Source organism: Stieleria mannarensis, from assembly GCF_014154935.1.
GTDB lineage: Bacteria > Planctomycetota > Planctomycetia > Pirellulales > Pirellulaceae > Stieleria > Stieleria mannarensis.
The window spans coordinates 139337-158122 of sequence record NZ_JACEHH010000006.1 but is presented as its reverse complement, the minus strand read 5'-3'; the positions used below and the strand labels follow the sequence as shown (position 1 = coordinate 158122).

The 18786-nt window shown below is 58.5% G+C and carries 12 protein-coding genes; 11 read left to right on the top strand and 1 reads right to left on the bottom strand.

The features are described from left to right. Nucleotides 1–83 precede the first annotated feature (83 nt). The 4 genes from H1B37_RS06395 (at nucleotide 84) to H1B37_RS06380 (ending at nucleotide 5293) form a co-directional block, all read left to right on the top strand. Nucleotides 84–497, top strand: coding sequence for a GntR family transcriptional regulator (locus H1B37_RS06395; protein WP_182865797.1), 414 nt, complete (start codon nucleotides 84–86; stop codon nucleotides 495–497). A gap of 71 nt (nucleotides 498–568) precedes the next feature. Further along, nucleotides 569–1519: an ABC transporter ATP-binding protein gene (locus H1B37_RS06390; protein ID WP_182865796.1), complete on the top strand. Its 951-nt coding sequence runs from the start codon at nucleotides 569–571 to the stop codon at nucleotides 1517–1519. Further along, nucleotides 1516–4041: a hypothetical protein gene (locus H1B37_RS06385; protein ID WP_182865795.1), complete on the top strand. Its 2526-nt coding sequence runs from the start codon at nucleotides 1516–1518 to the stop codon at nucleotides 4039–4041. The genes H1B37_RS06390 and H1B37_RS06385 overlap by 4 nt, the downstream gene beginning before the upstream one ends. Continuing rightward, nucleotides 4025–5293, top strand: a complete 1269-nt coding sequence (locus H1B37_RS06380; RefSeq protein ID WP_182865794.1) for a hypothetical protein — start codon at nucleotides 4025–4027, stop codon at nucleotides 5291–5293. The genes H1B37_RS06385 and H1B37_RS06380 overlap by 17 nt, the downstream gene beginning before the upstream one ends. Nucleotides 5294–5308: 15 nt before the next feature. On the opposite strand, the gene H1B37_RS06375 is transcribed toward H1B37_RS06380, so the two are convergent. Then, on the bottom strand, nucleotides 5309–7210 hold the full coding sequence (locus H1B37_RS06375; protein WP_182865793.1) for a RecQ family ATP-dependent DNA helicase: 1902 nt from the start codon (nucleotides 7208–7210) through the stop codon (nucleotides 5309–5311). Between the two features lie 541 nt (nucleotides 7211–7751). Between H1B37_RS06375 and H1B37_RS06370 the strand changes: the two genes are divergently transcribed. The 7 genes from H1B37_RS06370 to H1B37_RS06340 all read left to right on the top strand — a co-directional run bounded on the left by H1B37_RS06370 (nucleotide 7752) and on the right by H1B37_RS06340 (nucleotide 18735). Further along, the gene (locus H1B37_RS06370) at nucleotides 7752–9512 is read left to right on the top strand and encodes a GspE/PulE family protein (RefSeq protein ID WP_182865853.1); all 1761 of its coding nucleotides are present in this window, start codon (nucleotides 7752–7754) and stop codon (nucleotides 9510–9512) included. A 410-nt stretch (nucleotides 9513–9922) separates the two neighbouring features. Beyond that, complete coding sequence (locus tag H1B37_RS06365) at nucleotides 9923–11032, top strand: type IV pilus twitching motility protein PilT (protein WP_182865792.1); 1110 nt, start codon at nucleotides 9923–9925, stop codon at nucleotides 11030–11032. Between the two features lie 120 nt (nucleotides 11033–11152). Next, a complete protein-coding gene (locus H1B37_RS06360) occupies nucleotides 11153–12865 on the top strand; it encodes a GspE/PulE family protein (RefSeq protein ID WP_182865791.1) in 1713 nt (570 codons plus the stop codon). Between the two features lie 112 nt (nucleotides 12866–12977). Continuing rightward, nucleotides 12978–14417, top strand: coding sequence for a type II secretion system F family protein (locus H1B37_RS06355; protein ID WP_182865790.1), 1440 nt, complete (start codon nucleotides 12978–12980; stop codon nucleotides 14415–14417). A 174-nt stretch (nucleotides 14418–14591) separates the two neighbouring features. Continuing rightward, complete coding sequence (locus H1B37_RS06350; RefSeq protein WP_220498071.1) at nucleotides 14592–15854, top strand: type II secretion system protein; 1263 nt, start codon at nucleotides 14592–14594, stop codon at nucleotides 15852–15854. Between the two features lie 57 nt (nucleotides 15855–15911). Further along, nucleotides 15912–17315 carry a type II secretion system protein gene (locus tag H1B37_RS06345; RefSeq protein ID WP_182865789.1) on the top strand — a complete coding sequence of 468 codons (1404 nt, stop codon included), beginning with the start codon at nucleotides 15912–15914 and terminating at the stop codon, nucleotides 17313–17315. Between the two features lies 1 nt (nucleotide 17316). Continuing rightward, entirely contained in the window at nucleotides 17317–18735 is a 1419-nt protein-coding gene (locus H1B37_RS06340) for a pilus assembly FimT family protein (protein WP_182865788.1), read from the top strand. The last annotated feature ends 51 nt before the right edge of the window (nucleotides 18736–18786 follow it).

Below are 18786 nucleotides of genomic sequence, written 5' to 3'. Positions count from 1 at the left end.
TCGTCAGCCCGATTGCTTGACACGCTCACCTGACCGCGTTACCATCTATCTAGTACACCAGGTGGCCGGAGATGTGGGAAGCGATGCTATTCACGATTGACCCTTCAAACGGCGTTGCGATCTATTTGCAAATCGTGCGTCAAATCAAATTTGCCATCGCTGAGCGGACGTTGCGGCCCGGTCAGCTTATTCCCAGCGTTCGAGCGCTCAGCCAGCAGATGACGGTCAATCCAAACACCGTCACGCGGGCGTTACAGGATCTGCAAGCCGAAGGCATCGTTGAAACACTGCGCGGGAAGGGAATGGTCGTCTGTGACGGAGCGACCGCGACTTGCCGAATTCAACGCCAAGAAATCATTGCGGATCGTATTACCGGCGTCTTAACCGAAGCGCTCAGCGCTGGGCTGTCGGGGAAAGAAGTCCAGCAGATCGTTACACGCAAACTGAAGGCCTTGGAGGGAAAGGTGGCTCAGATCGGGTCACCGGTTCCCGACTGAATTTTAAATTTCCTATCAGGTTTGCAGACTCCATCACCGCCCCCGCACATCTTTCACGCGGCATTCCATTCATGAATCACATTATTCAGACATCCGATTTGACGATGCGTTTTCGGGGCTGCGATGCGTTACGCGGTGTCACGCTGCACGTCGACGAAGGGACGGTTTTTGCCTTGCTCGGCGAAAACGGTGCCGGCAAAACGACGCTCATCCGCATCTTGACGGGATTTCAAATGCCGACATCGGGAACCTGCCGGATCATGAATCTGGATCCTGCAAAGGACGCTTTGGAAATCCGACGCCGAGCGGGTTATGTCTCCGACGCGCCGGCGCTGTATGACTGGATGGGGGTCGGTGAGATCGGATGGTTTGCAGCCACACTCTACGACCAACATTTTTTGCCGCGTTATCAGGAATCCATTCGGCGTTATGAGATTCCAGAAGACCGTAAAATTCGTCATTTGAGCAAAGGCCAGCGTGCGAAAGTTGCGCTGTCTCTTTCGCTCGCTCATGACCCTGAATTGCTCATTCTGGACGAACCGACGTCGGGGCTCGATCCGAAGGTCCGCCGTGATTTCTTGGAAAGCATGATCGATCGCGCTGCGTCCGGACGAACGGTCTTTCTCTCCAGCCATCAGATGGCTGAAGTTGAACGGGTGGCGGACGTCGTCGCAATCCTCCACGACGGCATCGTGCGAGTTTGCGAACCGTTGGACACGCTGAAGGATTCGGTCACCGAGGTGGCCGTCAGTTTCGAAGATCCGCTTGTTGCACTGCCGACACTTCCCGCGCCGGCCGAGGTGCTCGGCGAACAGAGCTATGGTCGGCAACGCAGCATGGTGATTCGTCACTATGACTCCGGGATGCACGACTTGCTGGCAAGCCGGGTGGGCGTGACCGGTGTTAGCGAACGAGCATTGTCGCTCGAGGAGATCTTCATTGCCTTTACCGGCAAGTCGCCATCGCGGGAATCAATCGATCGTGCCGAAGTCGCGGTGGAGATCGAAGGAGGGGGGGTATGACCGGAGCACTGATCAATAGCCGTGGCTTGATTTGGAAAGAAGTTCGTCAGCTCTTTCCATTGGCTGTGGCTTTGTTTGCCGCCGGGCTGGTATTGATGCTCGTCGCGCAAATGTCACCGGACAACATCTACGCAATGCGTCAATCTGGCCGCTACATTCCGCTGGCGTTGCCAGGATTGTTTGCCGTCGGTGTGGCTGCCATGACGGTTGGTCAAGAGCGTGAGCAAAAGACAATCCTTTGGCTCACATCGATGCCGATCTCACCGGGACGCCTGATCCGAATCAAGCTGATCGTTAGCACGTTTGCACTCGGCGTGATGTGGATCGGTTGCTGGGCACTGATCAAACTGGAAATGATGGTCGGTGCGTTTCCGGGCGGGTTCAAGTTTCCGCTGTTGCCAAGTTTGAGTCATGAGGCCTCGATCACACAACAGGTTGCGTTCCTGTCCTGGCATCTGCACACCTTCTACATCTTGGTTTGTGGATTTTATACCAGCTGGCGAATCAAGAACTCGTTCGCAAGTCTGATCGCCATTGTTCCGTTGGCGTTTGCACCATTTGCAGTCATACACCTTGGCGAGTACATCCGCCGGGAACACGTTGGAACGGCCTTCTTGGATCCGGTGACTTCGGATCTAGCGGCACTTGCGGTAACGCTGATCGCATCCGTCATTGTCGGTGCACTCGGATGGCGGGCGGCGATGCGTGTCCTGTCGCCGGCGAGCGCGGAGAAGGAATCCAAGGATGCAAATCGATTTTCACCCTACGCCGTGTTCGGCCCATCGTTCGGCACATCCGGTGAGACATCGCGGCGCGTCCCTGACCAACCCTTTCGGTCAACCTCGTTGGCGATATTCAGACAATCGTTCGGTAGCAATCGACTTGCGCTTGGGGGAATTTTATTTGTCATTTTTGCGGGCGTGATTGGCTCCACCGCCGGCGGTCTGCCGTATGTCGGGAGCTCGCGCAACGGCGGTACATTGCTTATCATCAGCGGCCTGTTAGGCGTCTGTTGCTTGGGCGTGTTCGCGTTTACCGGTGATGGCAAAGCTGAGCGTCTACGCTTTTTTTCCGATCGTGGTGCGTCACCGGCGAAACTCTGGCTCGGACGGCACCTCTTGGCGGTGGCTGTATTGGGGTTCGCATCGTTGCTCTACCTTCTGGTCGGTGTGATCTCAATATCGGTGGACAGCGAAGACAGGCACTACCTGTATATTCCGCCGTTGACGGTCGTCATCCTCTTGGCGGTGTACTGCTACAGCATTTCACAATGGATCGGCCAAAACTTTCGGGCGTTGTCCATTTCGTTGCTTTTAGCGCCCGCGGCAACCGCCGCTTCTCTTTTTTTAGCCGGCGCGGTGATTTCGATAGGCGGGACGACCAGGATCGGCGCACCGATCACCATCGCACTGGCAGTGGTTTGGTATTTTGTCCCGCTTCTCGCGACTTTGCTTTCGATGCGAGCGTATGCCGATGGGGTGCGGGGACGCAAACTAATCGCAAAGTCTGTCCCTGCACTTATTTTGTTCGTCGCGATTCCATTGATTCCTTGCACGGTGGAGTATGTCAGCTATCCAATCATCACCAGCACGCAAAGAACTTCGCTGGCGCAACAGGCGACGAAAGCCAACGCCTCAGTGAGAATGCCAATCGATAAAGTCTCATTCCAGACACCGGTTGGCAGACACCTTCCAGTCGTGAATCGCACGGGCGATTACACGTCCGAGGTCGCCTATGATGATAGGGACTTCTCCGCCGCCCATTTGGCAAATGTCTATGTGGATGACGCTCAGAAGCGAGGTGTCATGTGTGAAGCGACGACATTCGATGGAATCCTATCGCTCGCATCATTTGCAAGGGTTCGGTTCTTTCAGTCACCCGACGACCAGGCTGCGTTGGCTGAGCTAAATGAATGGATGGATACCATGACGAAACTGGCACGGAGACTGCGACGAAGCCCGCGGGTGATTGATCAAGATCACGCCGATGCGATCGTGTTTTGGCTCGCAGACACGCTTGCCAGCCCCCAATGCCAAATGCACTTGGACCGGCCCGCTGTGCAAGCAGCACAGGAGCTAATCGCCGACAGACAGGGATGGTCGGACGCTCGCCGCCGGGCCGTCTTGGTTTCTTGGTACAACTGGAATGAAGATCGTCAAAGCGGCGCACCTGCAGATCGGTTTGGCGGATACTCGATTGACGTCTGGATTAGAACTCACCGCGGCATGTTGGGTCAGTGGCTCTTTCGAAACCACACGATCGACTCGATCGCGTTCCATTTGCTTGATCTGTTGGACGCGGAAGAACAGGGGCAGTCGTCGATAGAGCAACGGAAAACGCTGGATGAATTGATCAGCGGGACATACCAAGTGTTTGGACAGGGCCCGTACAGCGATCGAGCGCGTCGCAAGGGTGCCTCACAGGCTGCTTTGTTGAATACCGAAATTCGATCCAGATATCCCGGTGCCCAATGGTTCGCTGCTTGGGAAAAGGAGTTGGCGCAGAATGCAATCACAGATTGAAACCGCATCGCGAAAACGGACGACGCCGCTGGAACGCAGATGGTTGACTGGATTGATTGCGCCTCCGCTGTTGGTGGCCGCCGCCGTTGTTCTGACCGTCGCTTTGGTCGTCAAGATGGCTTGGGACCATCAACACAATGCAACCGGATCAGCCGATGGATCTGCGGTCGTCGACCAAGCGACCGTTTACGACGCCGATACATCGACCGACAACTCGGCACGGTGGGAAACGTTAGCGTTTGCGGTGCAAGGCCTCGAAATTCGCTTCGATGGGTTGCTGGAAACCACCGATCAAGCTGGTGCATGGCAGATCGGTCCCGATGTATTGCAACGGTTCTCGGATGAAGCACAGCCACTGATCGATGAAATGAAACAGTTGCTTGCCGATGAAACGCCGGTTTGGAATCCCTATGTCGTTGGCCGAATGTGGGACATTGACATTCGGGGTTCGCTGCCCTTCATGCATCTGTTGGAAATTGAGTTTCATGCTGCAGTCGTCGAAAAGGATGCTGATCGAGCGCTCGAAACATTGCAACTGTTGGTCGACATCGCGCCCGTGATGGACTATTCCGCGGCGTTTCGTTTCTATTTGTGGCATGCACCGGCAAGTAGCACGCATCAACGTTTGATCGCTGAATCACTCGTTGTTGGCTTTTGGGACCAGCCCAACCAACTGACGAGACTTCAAGATCAATTGTCTGCATTTCAACAACTTAGCGCCGACCGGGCAGGATTGTACGAACCGTGGGATCCTCCCTTTGCCATCGACTTGCATGTTGCCAAGTGGAACTACCAATACGAAAACGAATTGCAAAACAGATCGCTGGTCGCGAAGCTCGCGGGAGTGCTGGTTGGTAGTGGAACTGCCCAGCAATTGAGTTCTCATCAAATGTCAACCGAAGACGCAATCGATTCGGTGGAAACGGGATTGAGGCTGACGCGAACGGCGATCGCCGTCAAACAATATCGACTGCAGGAAAAACGCTGGCCGTCGGACTTGGCGCTGCTGGAGAAGTTCGGGCTCGGTCGCGATGATTACATGGCTGATCCGGACACTGAATTCGGCTACGAAGTAGGTACCGACGCGATCGCCAAAATTTGGATTCCGAAGGATGCACAGGGCAATCCGCAATCTCTGCCCGAGGCGATACCCACTCGAGTGAAGCATTTCGACCATTCCATGAGACACATCTATCACTACCGCACGATAGCGGTTCGTGCATCCCGTGCCGTGGCGGGTGAGATGCAGTAGATGCATCGCAGCAGTCTATCGGTCGCAAGCCAGCGTGATGCGAATTTCGTCGTAGCTGACTTCGCCGTTGAAGTGATCGAAGATCGGTTTCAGTTTTCCGTCACCGGCCAGATGTTTATTGGCCAAGACGCGTTGAGCCGTTTCGGGTTTCACCCAGGGTGTCGGGTCGTTGATGCCGTTGTGGCGGATGTAATCGGTCAGATACCGCGTCACCGTGCTTTCGGCGCGAGACATCTTGCGGGCGACCGCTTCGATCGAATCGCCCGATTGGAAGTATTCAAAAGCGGCCAACGAACTGATCGCGGGCACGAAGGTCTCGTTTCCGCCGGCGGACTTCTTGCCGCGGCCGGTCGCCGTCAACTTGGGCGTGCCTTTGCCGCGGAGCAGGCGCCGACCTGCTTCGGTCGCCGCCAATGTGTGGTAGGGGCCGCTGCGGGACAGGTATTTCTGGCTGATCAGCTGTTGGATCCAGACCTTGACGGCCATCGGGCCGTGCTCGCCGAGTTCGCCAAAGCTTTTCAGCCGCTCGTGATGGAATTGAAGGACACGTTTGTCAGATTTTCCCGTCAGCACCCGCGCGGCGTGTCCGGCGTTGTGCTTTTGTTTCAAATCTCGAACACAGCCGACAATGGTGCGTGCAATTTCACGGGATCGTTCGTGCAGTTCCAACTCGCCCAGGCAGACATCGCAGGCACCGCAGCGCATCACGCCGTAGTCCTGACCGAAGTACTCGACGATCGCTTTGTGCCGGCAGGTCACATCATTGCAAAGTTCAAACATGGCCTGCAACGAATCCCGGGCGACTTGGCTGGCATCGCCGTGCATCACGTCGTTCCAGACCAGGAAGTCCCGCGGGCTGTGCAGCAAAACGCACTCCGAATCCAGCCCGTCGCGTCCGGCCCGACCGCTTTCTTGTTGGTAGTGTTCGACGGACTTGGGCATCCCGGTGTGGATCACGAAGCGGATGTCGGGCTTGTCGATCCCCATGCCGAACGCGATGGTCGCGACCATGATGTCGCAACGATCCTGCATGAAACGGTCTTGGTTCGATTTCCGCTGCGGACCGGTCATGCCGGCGTGGTACGGTTTGGCGTTGAACCCCAGCGTCCGCAACGCCTGGGTCGTCGTGTCGACTTCACGGCGGCTGAGGCAATAAATGATGCCCGACTGCCCCGGATGACGATGGACGACGTCCATGATCTGCTGCATCTTTTGCCCGGCGCGGGGCATCCGGTAGGTCAAATTGGGGCGATCAAAATTGCCGACCAAATGGCACGGGTTGGCAAGCCCCAATTGGCAGGCGATGTCGCTGCGAACCGCCTGTGACGCGGTGGCGGTGAAGGCGTGGACCGAGGCGTCGGGAAACAGCCGCTTCAGCGTTTTCAACTCCTGGTACTCGGGACGAAAATCGTGCCCCCATTGGCTGACGCAGTGGGCTTCATCGATCGCAAAGTAACGCACACATTGCTGTTGTCGCAAGAAACCGAGCGTCTTTGGGGACAGCAATCGCTCGGGGGCCAAGTACAGCAATCGCAGCTGGCCGCGACGAATTCGATCGGCGACCTGCCGCTTCTCCGACTCCGTTTGCAAACTGTTGACCAGCGCCGCGGGAACACCCTTCTTCTTCAGTGCGTTGACCTGGTCCTGCATCAACGAGATCAACGGGGACACGACGACCGCCAAGTTGCCGGATTCCGACTCGCCGCGACCAGCCCCTTCACGATCACGAGCCCCTTCACGATCACGGTGCCCCTTGCACAAGGCCGGGACTTGGAAACAAATCGACTTGCCGGCACCGGTGGGCAACACCGTCAAGCTGTCGCGACCATCCAGAATGGTCCGAATCGATTGTTCCTGAAGCGGGCGAAAAGAGTCGTAGCCCCAAAACTGATTCAACACGCGCCGTACATCTTCCATCGGTCTCTCCCAAGTCTACTTGTGTGCAAATGACAAAAGTGATCGGGTAGTCCGATGCCTCGGCGAGGACTTCAGATAGGTGATTCCAGAGAATCGACCCGCCGAGCGGCGATCAGTTCGCTGGGGGCATCATACCGCTCCGTCGAATCGAGTCAAGCATTTCGCTGGCTCCTTCGACGACCGCCCTTCGGAGCGGTCGCCTCAGCACGCCCCGCGTGCCGCCACGTACGACGGCCCTTCCGGGCGATTCCCCTCTCGCTGCTTTCGCGGCGAGAGGGGAATCGCCTAAAGGCTAAACACCAGCGCGAGTGAAATCGCCTCAACGCGAGACACCAGCGCGATCTGGAATTCGTCTCAACACCCCATCGGACGCAACCGATTGCTCGAAATGACGGCAGTTCTTTTGCTTGCCGATGACCGGTTTCGCGTTTGGGATGGTATCCTGTGTGATGTGCGGACAGACGCCGAGGAAGCGGATTCATCTGTCAGCACCCTTCTCGAAACGACAACGATCCCCCACAGCGCTAACGAAGGCGAAACCATGGGCCAGGCTATTCAAGAATTCACCGATCTGCTGCTTCGTAAAGGCATCATCAGCTTGGACCAGCTTTCCGAAGCGGAACAGGTCGCCCGCGACACCTCCACCGACGTCGGCGACATCCTGATCCAAATGGAGTATGCGACGCCCGAAGAGGTCGCTCGGGCGATGGCCAAGTTCCACAAGATCCCCTACGTCGACCTGCGGGAAGCACGGATCGCCGACGAGGTGATCGAATTGGTGCCCGAGTCGGTCGCGCGGGAAAACATGGTGCTGCCCTACAGCGTCGAAGACGGTGCGCTGCGGATCCTGATCGCCGACCCCTTCGATCTGGAAACGATCGAAAAACTTCGCTTCATCCTGAACCGAAAGATCGAAACCGCACTCGCCCCGAAAGAGTCAATCCAGGGGGCCATCAACCAGTACTACGGGCAGGTCGAAGGGGAATCGGCTGACTCGATGCTGCAAGAGTTCACCGACACCGCGATCGACTTTACCGAAACCGAATCCGGAGACAGCGCCGAGACCGCCGAGGACGCCGACGACAGCAGCGCGCCGGTGATCAAACTGGTCAACCTGATGATCCAGGAAGCCGTCCAGCTGCGGGCCAGCGACATCCACGTCGAACCCTTCGAAGAACGCGTCCGGATCCGTTATCGAATTGATGGCGTTTGCGTCGAACGCGAAAGCGCCCCGCGGCGGATGCTTTCGGCCCTGATCGCCCGGATCAAGATTCTGTCCAAAATCGACATCTCGGAAAAACGACGCCCGACCGACGGCCGAATCAAGATCACGGTGGGGGACAAACAGCTCGATTTGCGGGTCAGCATCATCCCCACCAACCACGGCCAGTCCTGTGTGATGCGGCTGTTGGACAAGGACAACATCAAAGTCGGCGTGCGGCAGCTGGGGCTGAACCAACGCGACTACCGAAACTTCAACACCCTGATCCGGCGGCCCAACGGAATCATCCTGGTCACCGGCCCGACGGGGTCGGGAAAGACCACCACGCTGTACGCGGCACTGAACGCGCTGAACCGACCCGACCGCAAGGTGATCACGGCCGAGGACCCGGTGGAGTACTACCTGCCGGGGATCAACCAGGTCGAAGTCCGGCACGCGATCGGGCTGGACTTCGCCCGCATCATCCGCTCGATGCTGCGTCAGGCACCCAACATCATCCTGGTCGGGGAAATGCGTGACCACGAGACCGCATCGATGGGAATCCAGGCTTCACTTACTGGACACCTGGTTTTTAGTACTCTGCACACGAACGATGCGCCCAGTTCTATTAGCCGAATGGTGGACATCGGTGTACCCGGCTACATGGTGGCAAGTTCGGTCATCGCGATCCTCGCCCAGCGGCTGGTACGGACCATTTGCCCGCGCTGCAAGGTCCGCTACCAGCCCACCGATGCCGTCATCGCCGACTCCATGCTGCCGCCCGAGATGGTCGCCCAAGCGGAGTTCTCGCGGGGTAAGGGCTGCCCCTACTGTGGACGAACCGGTTACCGCGGCCGGATCGGGATCTATGAACTGATGGTCATCAACGGCAAACTGCGTGAGATGATGTTCCGCGGCGCGGACACCAAGGAACTCCGCATCGAAGCCATAAATAGCGGCATGTCAACACTTTACGCCGACGGCATGCTGAAGGTGATCCGCGGCATCACGACCTTCGAAGAGGTCTATCGGGTGGCCAAAAAGACCGAGCAGGAACCGCTCGCGCTCAGCCACTTGGTCGGCGACCTGGACTCGCTGTAATCCCCCGAAAACGGCGCCAGCGGAGGACGAAAGCCGCCCCCGGGCGGCGGTCGATTTTGCTTGCAACCTGGGCCCGCGCCGGCCACTCGATGCTACCACGTTGGTTGTCAGCGGCGCCGGGACGTTCGCCGCGCCCTGCCATTGCAAAACCACAGTGGCCGCCAATCCGCCCGTTCGGTTCTTCCGGGGGGGCATTGGCAAAAAGTTTCGCGTCGATGGCGAAGTTTTTTGAAGTTTCCCTCGCAAGCGGACATAATGCCCGCATTCCGGGGAAAACTTGTTCTGCTTCTCGCCATCTGAATTCCCTTTCCCCGGCTGGGCCGGAATGCACACCACCCGCGTCGACGTCCGCGAGCGTGCAGCCACCGCCCACGAGAAAATGACTGTTCTCACTTTGAGGTAAACCATCGATGGCAACCGTCCTGATCGACAAACTGCTGCACGCCGCCATCAAGCAAGGCGTCAGCGACATTCACATCGTCGTCGGCCAGCCACCGGTGTTTCGTTTGCACGGGCGGATGCGGAAGTTGGAGACCAAGACGCTTGAGGGCGAGGACGCGGTCGCGTTGATGAAGTCGATCACTCCGGAACGCTGTCAACGCGAACTGCAGGAATCGGGCAGCACCGACTTCGGTTTCGCGTTCGGCGAAATGGCCCGTTTTCGGGTCTCGGTGTTCAAGCAACGCGGCTTCATTTCGATGGTGTTGCGTCAGATCCCCAACGACAAATTGACCCCGGAGCAGCTCGGGTTGCCCGAGGCGGTCGTCAAATTGGTGCACCGGCCCCGGGGGTTGTTCCTGGTCACCGGGCCGACCGGGTCGGGTAAGTCGACGACGCTGGCCAGTCTGATCAATCTGCTGAACGAGACGGTCGACCACCACATCATCACGATCGAGGACCCGATCGAGTTTTATCACGACCACAAGATGAGCACGATCAACCAACGCGAAGTTGGGGTGGACGTGCCGAGTTTTTCCGAAGCGATTCGCCGCGCGTTGCGGCAAGACCCCGACGTGATTCTGGTCGGCGAGCTGCGTGACCTGGAAACGATCGAAGCAGCGATCAGTGCGGCCGAAACCGGCCACGTCGTGTTCGGCACGTTGCACACCAACAGCGCCCAGGGCACGGTCAACCGAATCATCGACGCCTTCCCCGGCAACTTGCAGGACCAGATCCGAACCCAGTTGGCCAGCACGCTGATCGGCGTCGTCGCCCAGACGTTGTTGCCCAAGATCGGCGGCGGCCGCTGTGCGGCGTACGAGGTGTTGGTCGTCACGCCGGGGGTTTCCAACCTGATTCGCGAAAACAAGACCTTCCGAATCAGCAGTGCGATGCAGACCGGTGCCAAGTTCGGGATGCAGCTGATGGACGACGCCCTGTTCAACCACTGGAAAAACGAAACCGTGACCGTCGAAGACGCGTTGGCCAAGGCCCATCGCCCGGACGACCTGGCCAAACGCATCGTCCAGGCCCGTCGCGGGTTGGACGATTCGCCCGTCCCGATCGGCGACGAAGACTAAGCAGCGACGAAGACGTCCCCCTAATCAAAACAAACCATTCCATCCATTCGTTTCGCAGCTCGATGCCCCGCGTCGACGCTCCGGACACGATTCCTCCTTTTCTGTTGAAGCAAAACACCGATGGCACAACGTCGCATTGGACAGATCCTGGTCGACCTCGGTTTCCTGACCGACGAACAACGCGACATCGTGCTGGAGGAACAGGAACAACAGCCCGGTGCGCTGTTCGGAAAAGTCGCCGAGGACATGCAGTTGATCACCGAAGATCAGCTGATCCAGGGCTTGGCCGAACAGATGTCGATGCAGACGATCTCGCTGGAAGACATCCAGTTGCAGCCCGAGCTGGTCGAGAAGCTGACCGAGACGATGGCCCAGCTGTACCGCGTGGTGCCGATCCGGTTCGAAGGCAATCAACTGACCGTGGCGACCTGTGACCCGCAAAACTTGAGCGTCCAAGACGAATTGCGGACGTTCCTGGGGTATGACATCGAAGTCCTGGTGGCGACCGAGCGGGACATCAACGCCACGATCGGCCGCTACTATGACAGCGAAGCCGAGAGCGTCGAAAAGCTGGTCGCCGAGCTGGCCGAGGACGAAGAGCTGAAAGCGGCCGTCTCGGCGCTGGAGAGCGAGAAATTCAACATCACCGATGCCGAGGCGTTGGCCGATTCGGCGCCGGTGCGAAAACTGTTGAACATGGTGTTGCTGTTGGCGATCAAGGACCACGCCAGCGACATCCACTTGGAACCCTTCGAAGACGAGTTCCGGATCCGGATCAAGGCCGAAGGTGTGTTGTATGAAATGGTCCCGCCGCCGCGTCACTTGGCGTTTGCGATCACGACCCGGATCAAGGTGATGGCCGATTTGGACATCGCCGAACGCCGGCTGCCGCAAGACGGTCGGATCGAGTTGATGGTCGGTGGCCACCCGGTCGACCTCCGCGTCAGCGTGCTGCCGACGATTTTTGGCGAAAGCGTCGTGATGCGGGTGTTGGACCGATCGGTCGTGAACCTGTCGCTGGAAAACGTCGGCATGGACGAAGCGATGATGAAAAAGTTTCGCCACGCGATCGATCGCCCCAACGGCATCATCCTGGTGACCGGTCCGACCGGCAGCGGCAAAACGACGACGTTGTATTCGACGTTGTCGGAAATGAACGACATCAAAGACAAATTGATCACGACCGAAGACCCGGTCGAATACGACATCGACGGCATCATCCAGATCCCGATCGATCACGACGCCGGCGTCACCTTTGCCAGCTGTTTGCGGGCGATCCTGCGTCAGGACCCCGACATCATCCTGGTCGGCGAGATCCGCGACTTGGAGACGGCTGAAATCGCCATCCAGGCCGCCCTGACCGGGCACTTGGTGTTCAGCACGCTGCACACCAACAGCGCCCCGGCGACCGTCACGCGTCTGAAAGACATGGGCATCCCGGCGTTCATGACCTGTGCGACCGTCGAAGCGATTTTGGCCCAGCGGCTGGTCCGTCGCATTTGCCCCAAGTGCCGCGAAGAAACCAAAACCAACACCGAGCTGCTGTTCCAATTGGGGCTGAAACCCGAAGACGTCGCGGGCAAGAAATTCTTCCGCGGTACCGGATGCGACCAGTGCAACAACACCGGCTACAAGGGCCGGATCGCGTTGTTCGAATTGATGATTTTGAACGACAAGATTCGCGAGATGGTGATGGGCAACGCGTCGACCGACGAGCTTCGCGACGAAGCGGCCAAGGACGGCATGACCACGCTGCGGGAAGCCGGGATGGCGATGGCGTTTGACGGGATCACGACGCTGGACGAAGTCGTCCGCGAGACGGTTTCCGAATAAAACGATCACACACTTTTTCAACAACACGTTTTTGTAAGACAGCCGGCAGCGAGTGCCGCGGCGCAGTACGCGACCGCGGGGCGTGCCGGCCCACCGCCGAGGGCGACCGAGAATGCCTACCTATCAATTCGAAGCGATGGACGCGGCCGGACAAGAGATCCGGGATGAGATCGATGCCGCGAGCGAAGAAGAGGCGCAAACCACCATACGCCAGATGGGGTACTTCGTCACGAAGATCTCCGTCAAGAAGCAAGCCGCCGCGGCCGCTGCGAAAAAGAAGGGCAAGCGGGGGTTCGCGATCGGCGGTGCAAAGACCAAACACATCTGTGCGTTCACCCGCCAGTTGTCGATCCTGCAGGACGCCGGGCTGCCGATTTTGCGTTCGTTGAAGATTCTCGAGAACAACCAAAAACCGGGCAAGTTGAAGTTCGCCCTGATGGACGTCTGTGAAGAAATCGAAGGCGGGGCGACGCTCAGCGAAGCGATGTCCAAGTCGCCCAAAATCTTCAGCCGGCTGTACGTTAACATGATCAAGGCCGGTGAGGCCGGCGGTGCACTGGAGACGATTTTGCAGCGTCTGGCCGACTTCCTGGAACGTGCCGAATCGCTGAAACGCAAGGTCAAGGGTGCGTTGATCTATCCGATCGTCGTGGCGATCGTCGCGATCCTGATTCTGACCGGGATCATGATCTTCATCGTGCCGACGTTTGAAGAGATGTTCGAAGAGTTCGAACTGAAACTGCCGGCGCCGACGTTGTTGTTGATCGCGATGAGCAACTATCTGGCCAGCTATTGGTGGTTGTTGATCGTGATGCCGATCATGTTCCTGTTGTTCATCAAATTGATGCGCAAGTTCCGTCACGGGCGGACGGGGTTTGACATGTTCATCATCAAGGTTCCGGTGTTCGGGGGCTTGTTGGAAAAGAACATTCTGGCCCGGACGACGCGGACGTTGGGGACGTTGGTCAGCAGCGGCGTGCCGATTCTGGAAGCGCTGGCGATCACCCGCGAGACCGCGGGCAACGCGGTGTTCGAAAAACTGTTCAGCAAAGTCAACGAGGCGGTGCGTGAGGGTGAAGTGATCAGCAAGCCGCTGCGTGAAGAGAGCCGGTTGGGGTTTCACCCGATGGCGGTGTTCTTCTTTGCGATCTTCGGATCCTTTCCGGGGTTGCTGTTGTTGTCGGTGGCGATCACCAGTCGCGGCACCAAGTTGGATGACGGCGTGATGGTCCAGACGCTGACCTTCATCGCGGCCTATGCGATCGGCGGCGGGGCCGTCGGTGCGGGCCTGTTCTATGCCTTGAAAATCAAAAACCGCGTCGTCAACGACCTGGTCGTCAACATGGTCGACGTCGGTGAAGAGACCGGCGAGCTGGACACGATGTTGTACAAGGTCGCCGACCAATATGACGAAGAAGTGCGGACGATGACCGACGGCCTGACGGCGTTGATCGAGCCGTTGATGATCGTGTTCCTAGGCGTCACGGTCGGCTTCATCGTGATCAGTTTGTTCATGCCGTTGATCAGTTTGATCACCAGCCTGTCCAGTTAACACACCCCCTGTGGGATAGGCTTCCAGCCTGTCGCCACAACCACACGTACGACGGGGCTCCTGTCCCGTCGCAAACCCGACCCGCCGCAGGAACCGCGCGCGAGTCGCCTTATCACCCAACAACGACCCCGCGGCCGCAAGCGTGCCGCGTCATCCATCGAGCGAAACCCTGCGATGAGCAAACGAATGACAAGTCAACAAAGCGACACGCGTCGAAGCGGATTCACGCTGGTCGAGTTACTGGTGGTGATCACCATCATCGCCGCCCTGGCCGGCTTGGCCATTCCCGCTGTCGGTGTCGTCATGAAGTCGGTCCGACGCTCCGCGATGAAGGCCGAACTGACGAACATTGAGGGCGGGATTGATTCGTATTACACGAAGTACAATGACTATCCGCCGGATTTCTCGGACTGGAACATCGTCAAAAGTCACTATTTGAAGATCTTTCCAGACATCGCGACCAGCGAGCTGAACTTGCTGTTTGCATTGTGCGACACCTTTCCGGACAACGACCCAAGCGCGACTCCGCCGACCAGCCCCGCCCCCGTTTACGATCCGTTCGTGATGGACCGCGCCGAGGCGTTGGTCTGGTCGCTGGGTGGTTTCAGCAGCGATCCGCAATATCCGTTCACCGGTGCCGGCGGCCCGCTTGAGTTGCCCCCGTCGATCAACATCAACGGGACGGCGACCGCTCCCAACCCCGCACTCGCCTCTCACTACCAGTACCGAGCGGTACGGAATGCGCCCATCATTGATTTTGAACCGGAGCGGCTGCTGTTAAGTTCCATCAAATCGGCGGCTGGCCCGTCGTACAATTCATCGACGGGAGTCTACGATCGCAACGTCAGCACTGACGAGCCGAGGAACGTGACCGGGTTGCCGGCTCTGTACCAGACACCTGATATCTTCCCGGCGTATGTGCTGCGTGATGGGCACAAACCGGCCGTTTACTTCGACGCTCGAACCTACGCGTGGAACAACGGCAACACCGCGGCGCCGATCGTCTTCAATGCGTACGTCTCGTACGAGAGCGATTCGAACACGTCCAGCTTGGATCCGGACAGCATCGACGGCATCCGCCCGGTCTACACGACTCAGCCCAACACGCCGCCCGCCGGTGGTTTTGCGGCAACCTACGGCGCCTCGGCCGCCTCCTACCAGTTCGCCAACCCGAGTTCCTTCCAAGTGCTCGGCCCCGGATTGGACGGGCGGTACGGCTACCTGCTGGACGGCAACGGCGGCGGGCCGTCCGATTCGGCGCCCGTTTTCTGGCGGACCGACGGAGTGCTCTTGGGCTTGGTGGTCGGTGGCGCGGCGCAACCGATGACCGGGGTCTCGCGGTTCGATATCACAGGCTTTGTACCGAGCGCTACCAACAGCATGCGCGACAACATGTCGAACTTCATTACCAACACCTTTGAAGACGAATTGCCGTGATGATTTGACCGGTGTGAAAGAGTGTGTTCGGGTTCAATGCAACAAAGTAAATCAGTGATGCAGATTCATCCTCAAAATAGACGGTACCACGCTGACGCAGCGAAACGCTGTGGTCGGGGCTTCACGTTGGTGGAGTTGTTGGTGGTGATGACCGTCATGGTCACGCTGGGCGGCATGCTGACCTATGCGCTTGCCTCTGCAGCCACCGATGCCCGCATCAAACGAACTCAGGCGGATGTTCTGACGATCGGCCAGTTGTTGCAAACGCGGATGAATGAGGTTTCGCTGTCGAAGGTTTCCTTGTTCTATGGGACGACCGCGACAACGCCGCAAGGGGCCGTTGGTGGACTGGGCAGCACGTCGACCAGTTTGGCCGCAAGCCCGGGGTCGTTCGAAGCCGAAGAACGCAGCCGTTTGGTGCTGATGGCACGCCGCGATTTGGTTCGCATGGTGCTTCCGGAGTGTCGTGCTGATCTGTTGTATCCGCCAGCAACGCTTCAATTCCGCACCCGGACCGCGGGTGGTGGATGGCAAGGGAACGTGGCCCAAATCAAACCGCCGGCGCAGTGGAATCGAATGCGAACGTTGGTGGGGTTGGATTCCGCGGCAAGCTTGGACGCGAGACTGGCCAATAATCCTTGCACGGATCCCGCCGTTGATGGAATCGCGGCGGCGTACAACAGCGGGTTTCAATTTCCATTCAATCAGTTCGCCGACGGCGACTTGCTTTCGGATGACCCGGCCGATCCCGCCGATCGTTTTTGGTCGCGAACCAACGAATCGGCCGAGTGCTTGTATCTGATTTTGGCGACGACCGAGATGTTCGGCGGCAAGGCAATTGACCGGATCCCCAGCACAAGTATCGGTGACACCGACGGCGACGGGTTTCTGGAAATCTTGGACGCCTGGGGCAACCCGTACGAGATGATCCGCAACCCCGCCGGTTTGTCCTCGCGAGCCATTCGGAACTTCGTGCCCAGCGGAGGCAGTTTGCCGCAACAGTACCCACAAGATCCCGATCCATTTGATTTTTTGCTCAGCGATTACCGTTACGACGCCGCGAATTTCGCCTCAACGCCGCCCGCGCCGCAACAGGCGTACCATCCGTATTACTTGCCGCCGGTCGTGATCAGCGCCGGTCAGGACGGGGAGTTCGGGATCCGGCGCACGTTCTGGATCGATGAGGATGGCGTTCAGCAGGGCGTCAAAGATTTCTACAGTGCGTCTGCGGTTCGTATCGCAACGGACACCCCGTCGCCAAGATTCAACATGGCCTATCGCTACCCCGATCCGTTTTTCAATGTTGCGATGGCACCGATTTCCGGCGGTCACACGTCGCACGATTTCACACTTTCAGGCGCCCTTGGGATTCGCAACGCTCGCGAAGGCGGCGGATTGGGGGGCACTTTTGACCGTGAGACAGCGGGGGACAATATCACTTCGCTTGGTGGAGACCTATAGCATGAGCTTCCGATCCTATCGCCAGCCGACGCGCAGGTGTGGTTTCACACTGGTCGAGCTGCTGATCGCCATCACGATCGCGTCCGTGCTGACGGCGATCGCGTTGCCGACGCTCAAGGACAGCATGCGACAGACGTCGCTCAGTCGCAGCGCATCGCTGGTCAAGGGGGCGTTCATCAATGCCCGCACCCAGGCGATCCGGACGGGCCGCCCCTACGGCTTGGTGATCGCCCGCCAACGACGGGACATCGGCGAGGGGAATCCCGCCAACTTGAATTACTTTAGCGCGAACTACGCGACGCGACTCTACTACGTGCAGTCGCCGATGGAGTACCGCGGTGACGTCGACAGTGCGGTCGCGTACCCGATCATCCACACCACCTCGCCGACGCCGCCGACCACCTCGCCGCTGTATCCACGACAGCCACAATTCTTCATCCCACGCAGTTCGTCCGGGTTGCTGTACGCGCTTGCGTCGGGAATCAACTCCGCCGCCTCGGCGTTGATCCGCCCCGGAGTTCGATTCTCCGTCAACGGATCGGGCTACGTCTTTGTCTTGGAGTCTGCGGTCACAGAGGTCAGCAACAATATCCCGGCACTGGCACCGGTACTGGCCGCGGGAACCGATGGGACGTTGATCACGTTCAACTGTTTGACCGTGGCATCAGAAAACAACATGGTGTCGGGAAACTGGCGCGGCGCAACGAGCGATTGGGAATTCCCGATGGCGTTGTCGCTGACCCAACCGTATCCCTTCAAGTTCCGGGTCAATCCGATCCGGGCCCCACTGGCGCCGGTCAATCTGGTCGGCCGCACGGTGGTCGACCTTTCGATTTCCGGACCCTCGACCGCCCCGATCGCGTTCAATGCACAAGCGATCGTGGATTCGGCACCCGGGAATCAAATCCCGAACTTGCAGGTCGACCGAGAGCTCAGCGACGTCGTTGTGATGTTCGCTCCCGACGGACGGCTCAACGGGGTTCATTACGACGTGCGGAATGTTCAATCCGGGGTAATCGAAAAATTTGACCTGACACGATTTTCACCGTCGACAACCGTCTCGTTTAACGTCGGCTATGTCGATGGGATCCTGGAGAACATCGACGATGCGGCCCGCTATCCCCAATCGATCGGCGGCACGGATTATCAGGTCACCGCGAACGACCCGCCGCTGGCGACGCCGCAGCCGCCGGCGGCACTGACACCCACGAAGGTGCCCAATTTTGCCAACCCCGACTGCGCCTGGGTCAGCGTCCAGCCGCTCAGCGGTGCGATCAGCTTGGGGACGGTTGCGACACAACCACCAGCCGGCGTGTTGAGTACGTATTACGGGCTGGGGGCCAATCCGACCGCACGTCAGGTGATCAACGCCCGCATCCACCAATCACGACGGCTGACCACCGGGGGTGCTGTGCAATGAGACATCGCGAATTTACCTTCAACGGAGGTCGAAGAATCGTCCATCGAATAC

Excerpts from the sequence above, each read along its gene's own strand:
- H1B37_RS06395 (WP_182865797.1), top strand. The coding sequence starts at position 84 with ATGCTATTCACGATTGACCCTTCAAACGGCGTTGCGATCTATTTGCAA.
- H1B37_RS06390 (WP_182865796.1), top strand. The coding sequence starts at position 569 with ATGAATCACATTATTCAGACATCCGATTTGACGATGCGTTTTCGGGGC.
- H1B37_RS06385 (WP_182865795.1), top strand. The coding sequence starts at position 1,516 with ATGACCGGAGCACTGATCAATAGCCGTGGCTTGATTTGGAAAGAAGTT.
- H1B37_RS06380 (WP_182865794.1), top strand. The coding sequence starts at position 4,025 with ATGCAATCACAGATTGAAACCGCATCGCGAAAACGGACGACGCCGCTG.
- H1B37_RS06375 (WP_182865793.1), bottom strand. The coding sequence starts at position 7,210 with ATGGAAGATGTACGGCGCGTGTTGAATCAGTTTTGGGGCTACGACTCT.
- H1B37_RS06370 (WP_182865853.1), top strand. The coding sequence starts at position 7,752 with ATGGGCCAGGCTATTCAAGAATTCACCGATCTGCTGCTTCGTAAAGGC.
- H1B37_RS06365 (WP_182865792.1), top strand. The coding sequence starts at position 9,923 with ATGGCAACCGTCCTGATCGACAAACTGCTGCACGCCGCCATCAAGCAA.
- H1B37_RS06360 (WP_182865791.1), top strand. The coding sequence starts at position 11,153 with ATGGCACAACGTCGCATTGGACAGATCCTGGTCGACCTCGGTTTCCTG.
- H1B37_RS06355 (WP_182865790.1), top strand. The coding sequence starts at position 12,978 with ATGCCTACCTATCAATTCGAAGCGATGGACGCGGCCGGACAAGAGATC.
- H1B37_RS06350 (WP_220498071.1), top strand. The coding sequence starts at position 14,592 with ATGAGCAAACGAATGACAAGTCAACAAAGCGACACGCGTCGAAGCGGA.
- H1B37_RS06345 (WP_182865789.1), top strand. The coding sequence starts at position 15,912 with ATGCAGATTCATCCTCAAAATAGACGGTACCACGCTGACGCAGCGAAA.
- H1B37_RS06340 (WP_182865788.1), top strand. The coding sequence starts at position 17,317 with ATGAGCTTCCGATCCTATCGCCAGCCGACGCGCAGGTGTGGTTTCACA.